Below are 6,448 nucleotides of genomic sequence, written 5' to 3'. Positions count from 1 at the left end.
ATAGGAAATCCATCTATGATGCCGATGCATTACATGACGTACCTGATCCAGCAAGGCGCGCCTCTTATCTAGCAGATTGTATAGATAAAAAAGCAGCTAAGCCCGTTTTTAACAATAAAGAACAAATAGAGATTGAAACCATACTTCATCCTAGTAGAAAAGAAAACAAAGATGTATATTCTATTCGTTCTTTTTCTGCAAGTGATTCGCTATCAATACAAGCAGATGCAAAGCCGCCTCAGAAAGAAATCAATGGATTAGCTTCTGAATATGTACCTGGACAGGTTTGGGATTTCATACAAAGCTATGTCAAACGAGATGGTGGGGTAACGTTAGATAAATTGTCTGCCTCAAACCTGGGAATTGATAAGGGTGTCGACCAGCAAACATTCCATGCTGTAGAAGGATTAAAAAGTATCTTAGCCCAAAATCCTGAGATAAGCAAGCTGAGTCGTTTATTAGAAATTATGCATGGTGCTCAAGCTTTTAAAATGATAGAAGCGGGCATGGAAAATGTGATTAAGCATACGGTAATGCAAGCTACTTCAGATGTCGATATTCATTCGGTCTCACAATCAGTAATACAGCACCTTATGAAGGGGAATAGCAGTCAATGCTCAGAAGCAGGAATGCAAAAATTCACAGAAGGTCTAGCTGCTTATACCAAGGATGTCCAGATAGAAAGAGAAGAGCTTGGACAAAATCAGACAAAAGCTAATGGCTTTGAAGACAAACGTTTGGATGCGTTTGTCAGCACTAGGGGAAAAGAGGCTACAGCAAGCTGTTTTGTATCTACAGAGCAAAGCAATTCTAACCAGCTAGCAAATAATTCTATATTCCTAATGGGTCAGCCTGTACGTACACAATACTCAGATGAGTCAGGAAGCATAATCCATGGTTTAATAAACAACCATTTGCCTTTGAATGTCGATGATGCTGTCTTTGTAACAAAAAACCAAAATCGTAGGATTGATCTGGAAGCGCTGATTTCATCGAATAGAGGGTTTATTCAAGAGCTGAATCACCACCATCAATTCCTGTTGGCAGAAGTAGAAAAAGACGCTGCTTCCGATACGCCACTGAATTATATAAGAGCAAATTTTATCAGTGATAACGCAGCAGAAATTGCATTGTGGTTAGAAACAGGAAATAAAAATCACGTAGCAGAAGCTCTTATGCTTGAAAAAACGTGCGGGACTAATATTTATTCTGATAGTGAAGCGATAACCGATGATGGAATACCTGCTTATAAAAATCATCTTTCTAATACAGAGCTTAAGAAAGGTGCTAAAGGCTTTAGTGTGTATACTGAAGATATGCGGCAAGAATCCATATTATGGGCTGACAAACGAATGGACCAGGAAAGTGAATATCAACCACAGCATACAGCACATACAACTACAGGTGGGCATGCTGTGGTAGAAGAAGGCGAGAGAATCCGCGTAGGGACAGATGTCCCGATTGCTATGCTGGAGTACAAGGGGCTAGGAACAAGGGCTATTTATGCTGATGGTATTCTTGATTTCACGAAATTATCCGAACGAGAGCATACTGATAATGGAGTGTTTGTTTTCTTAACAGAGGCTGCTTCTTCCCTAGCAGAAGATTCAAGCAGAGTAGACTCGACAGAAACCGCTGACTATCTAACGAATTACGAAACATCAGAGCAACAGCTAGAAACGGCGAATCATGTAATGAGCTGCGAAGCCTCAGAGCAACAGCCAGAAACGGCGAATCATGTAATGAGCTGTGAAGCCTCAGAGCAATGCCCAGAAACGGCGAATCATGTAATGAGCTGCGAAGCCTCAGAGCAACGCCCAGAAACGGCCGATCATGTAACAGACTACGAAGCCTCAGAGCAACGCCCGGAAACGGCTGATCATGTAACAGACTACGAAGCCTCAGAGCAACGCCCGGAAACGGCTGATCATGTAACAGACTATGAGGCCTCAGAGCAGCAGCCAGAAACCGCCAACTATGTGACCAACTATGAAGCATTAGACCAGCACCCAGAAACGGCTGACTATATAACCAACTATGAAGCATTAGACCAGCAGCCAGAAACCGCCGACTTTGTAACCAACTATGAAACATTAGACCAGTACCCAGAAACGGCCGACTATGTAACCAACTATGAAGCATTAGACCAGCAGCCAGAAACGGCCAACTATGCAACCAACTATGAAGCCTTAGACCAGCAGCTAGAAACGGCTGACTATGTAACAAGTTACGAAGCATTAGACCAACACCCAGAAACGGCCGACTATGTAACAAATTACGAAACATCAGAGCAACAGCTAGAAACCGCTGATTATGTAATAGATTACAATAAACTAGCTGTAGATAAGCTAGAATCAGGAGCGTATGAAGTTACTTATGATGCCAAGACAAGTAACAGCGAATCAGGCGTCTGTCAAGAAAAAATTCTGAATACCTATGCTTCTGTAAATAATATGGCATCTGTACAAAAATCCACCGATGATTCTACTTTGATTGAGTGGGATAGTGGCAGTAGACAAAAGCTTACTATAGATGCGATTTCAAGTGGTCTGGAATCAGGAGAAAATAATAAATTTAACAACGCGAACCTCCAAAATGATGAGTTAGCTTCCTCTGATAAAGGTTTGACTACTGTTATAGAAGAAATGACGATGCAAGTAGGAGATAGCATCTATGATGCATGTCTGGAAACCGCTGAAAGCTCAGGATCGGATACCATTTCAATCAGCGTTACCCAAAAGCTTGAAGAATCTTATATGGGCGGAAGTAACAAATTAGGGATTTTACATCGTCAAGTACATGCAACAACTGATGGTGGATCTACTCAAACCACGGTTACTCAGGAGACTAGGGCTAATTCTATTGCAATGACTCAGGACAGCCACGTTCACATTCACACAGATAGTGTACGGAAGAAGAAACGTATCGTAACGCATTTGCAAATAGAAGAAGAGTCTGGAAGGCGTAAACGAGTTTATCCAACCCTCTTGTCTCATGGTTTGAAGGGCAAACGCAAAAAGAATGTAATGACAACAGATCTGATTCAGTCTGAGGAAGCAAGAAGACCTAACAAAAAGATGAATACAGTTCTAGAACATGGTTCGAGAGCTACCAATGAAACCATCCCGACCTCAACAAAACGAAAAATTTGGATGATTCTTGGTAAAATTGCTTCCTGGAGCATATGGAACTGGAAGAAAACAAGGTAGGGGAATTTATGGGAATTTACAAGAAATGGAGTGGTTTGATTTTTGATGATAGGTTTGATAACGGGAGTATTCACTCCCGTTACAACTTATCTCCAAGCGATGCCTGCTCACTTGATCGTAATAGAAATCAGCTTGTTATGGCTCATTCAGATTTGGAAACCTCGGTACTATTCGATGTGCCGGCGGAGGAACATACCCTAATGTTTGAGGTAACAGCTGATTATCTCCCCGTGGAGCTTGGTGATGAAGGTGGCATTCTGATTTGGCAGGATGGTTATCATCGACTAGAGTTTCTTGAAAGCAGAGATACAACAGGAACGGAATATAGTAAATGGCGAGCCTATAAAAAAGACAACAAATGGACTTTTTTTGCTAATCGAGGATATGGTTGGGAGTTATTTGATACAGATAGTATAGTGGCTGAAAAGATAGGGGTTGTTGTCAAGAATCCATCATCATCAGGCTATAAGAATGTAAACATCGATCGGTTAGTTGTATGCAAAGATAGCAAAATTACGATTGGGAATTTGCCACCAGGCTTTTCTGTTTTTTTGTGTGACAAAGATGGGTATACCGTCGCCTCTTCGACCTTGGAAGAAAACTGGACAGGAGTTGAGCTAGAACTCCCGACGTTGTCCTACCACGGTATGATTCGAATTTATGATTCCACAGGTACACTCTTGTCGAGTCTAGGACCCGTTGATATGTATGGTGGGGATGTTTTTTTATACGGGACAGATCTACGTGTCATGTGGAAAGGCGTTGAACTAAGCTCTACAGGAGAAACCTATTTAGGTACGATGTATGATAAAACAATTATCGTTCAAATGGAGCTTTCCAATCCGTCATCCAATAAAGCAGCAACAAGCATATCCATGAGTATTTTAAAATACTTAGAGGAATTTGGATATGAGTGGGCTGATGTTTGTCATGACGATGGATCAAATATGCCGACGAACAAATATTCTCAAACCCTTGACATGGGAGATCTAGCTCCGCTTACTAGTAAGAAGTTTTGGATGAGGGTAGAGAAAAAAAGCGAACGCTTCGGATTAAAGCCATTGCATTTTATTCTGGATATTAATCATTTGTAAGGAGGTGTTTGGGCATGGCAGGAACTAAAATGAATCTACGTCGATATGGAAACGAATATCTATATTGGAAGGAACAAGAGATCATTGTAGACCAAGCTTATTTGGATCTCAATCGAGGATTATTTATTCCTTTGACACATCCTTATCAAATGGGTACGAAAATGCTGGACGTATATTTTAATGGTCAACATATACTTGCAGATGGTGGCTATGAAGAAATCAATGAATATATGATTCGTCTCGATTTAGGTGTTTATCCAGAAAATCATCCATTGAAGGGACAAGCTGTTCCGCTGATGCTTGGCGACGAGATATTTATACGTACCTGGAAACCTGAATATCGCCAAGGAAGCGGGAGTGGTATCGATGATCTAAGATTTAAAAGATTAGAAGAAGAAATTATTTCAGCAAGAAGATATAAAACGAATGACTTGCCTTACTTTTCTATTGACGACAGACTTGACCATATACAGGAAAGAGCCGAGGTAAAAACGATGGTGTTTGTATTAAATCGGGTCTTTTTAGGAGTTGCAAAGCTTGAAATACGGTTCCCATTCGATGGAAAGATTCAGGAAGTATACGCTTCTTGTGCTAAATTAGGCAACGGAAAAACAGTATTTCAAATCGAAAAATGCTCGCAAGTCAATTATGACAGCACTCCATCCTGGAAAAATATTTTCCAGGATAATCTTGTCATAGACAAAAATGAAAAGTCCTCAAATACAGCTCATCCCACCTATACATTAGCCGAGGATACAATTTTAAAGGATGACCATTTTCGAATTCATGTAGCAGAACTCGGCGAAGGCATTGAGGGCGTAACCATTGAAATAAAGGTTATCATCTAATTTTACCATTTTTAGAGAATATCCAGTCCTTTATACCTATAATGATTGTGAATATTTCAAAAGAGGTGATAATAAATGGCTGGAACAAGAGGGATTGCTAGATTACGCGGTGAGCAGTTTCATAATAAGATTATGCGAAATAATCATTTTGACTCTGCTAACAAAATTAGTGAAACATACCTAGATATTCAATTTCACAATCACCGGGAAATTCTAGAAGACACCAAGATTGATGTATTTGTACAGGCAAACAACAAAGAAGTAAAAGGAGTTGCTCAGATTGATGTTACGGCTGACATTGGTGCTCGCAGCATCTCGACGGGCGTGGACGTAGAAGGGGTTGTCTTAACGGAAAAGGTTCAGCTTCGATTGACGGGAAGCGATACACCTATCGGGGATGCTGATTCGGATGTGGTGTATGGTCGTCTGGAAGAAGCAGGAGGAGCATTTACTCTTAAATTCTTTAGTATGGAAAAAGGAGCAGAGCAGCCGTATACGTTTGATAAAAAAGCGGAAAATATTGATTATCGCTTTGTTATCCGCACGAATCTATCAGTTATACCTGTAGATGCGATTGTTAAAGGCGGTGCAGGCTTTGTAGAAGGCGCAACAGATGCTAGAGCATACATGAACCTGGTTCAACTTATGAAGGATATCTATGGTAAGGGCGGTACGCTTGATAATGATGGGAATGCTAATCTGACAACATCCCTTGTTCAACAAATCGCTGACGAGGAAAGCGCGCGTAAGAATGCCGATAAGGCTATTCGCGATGATCTTGCTGCTACCACTGGCGCTTCTCTGATTGGAGTTGTTAACGATCCAAACTACACAGGCCTTACTCTTCAGACAGTGCTAACAGATCTAGCAAAACGTATAAAAACCGTAGAGCATGGTTCTGATAAAGAGGTTGTAGATGCCCACAATCGTGATGTGGAATCGAAAAATGGCTTGTTTCCAAAAGCGAGCTTTACTAGTCTGAAGGAACGTCTCATTGATATTGAAAATAAGACAGATATTCGGACAAAAGAGCTCGATGATCGTATCGTTCTGCTGGAGACTGAAGAGGAAGAAGAGTTTTACGAAGCAAAAGGTGGAGAAACAAATTATTCTCTGACAAAAGGATTGGCAAAGGACAAATCTGTTTTAGTAGCGATTAATGGTCAAATCCAAGTGCCTACGGTCAACTTTGAATTTAAACGAGATGCTTCTAATAGAATTGTCGGTATTGATTTTGCTCCAGATGCTCTCAAAGTAACAGATGGAATTCCTGATTTACTCTTTATCAGGTACAAAA

4 protein-coding genes are annotated in these 6,448 nt (G+C 40.7%); all 4 read left to right on the top strand.

Going from position 1 to position 6,448, the window contains the following annotated elements:
* A partial coding sequence (locus AYJ08_RS23845) for a hypothetical protein (protein WP_197490587.1) occupies window positions 1-3,209 on the top strand: 3,209 nt, incomplete at its 5' end.
* On the top strand, window positions 3,185-4,303 hold the full coding sequence (locus tag AYJ08_RS04870) for a hypothetical protein (RefSeq protein ID WP_064016817.1): 1,119 nt from the start codon (window positions 3,185-3,187) through the stop codon (window positions 4,301-4,303). The genes AYJ08_RS23845 and AYJ08_RS04870, both read left to right, overlap by 25 nt.
* Window positions 4,304-4,317: 14 nt before the next feature.
* Window positions 4,318-5,151, top strand: a complete 834-nt coding sequence (locus tag AYJ08_RS04865; RefSeq protein ID WP_064016816.1) for a hypothetical protein — start codon at window positions 4,318-4,320, stop codon at window positions 5,149-5,151.
* Between the two features lie 75 nt (window positions 5,152-5,226).
* The coding region (locus tag AYJ08_RS04860; protein WP_064016815.1) for a hypothetical protein at window positions 5,227-6,448 on the top strand (1,222 nt) is incomplete at its 3' end.

The organism is Brevibacillus sp. SKDU10 (assembly GCF_001645205.1).
Lineage (GTDB): Bacteria > Bacillota > Bacilli > Brevibacillales > Brevibacillaceae > Brevibacillus_B > Brevibacillus_B halotolerans.
The sequence above is the reverse complement of the archived record's forward strand: the minus strand, read 5'-3'. Positions and strand labels throughout refer to the sequence as shown.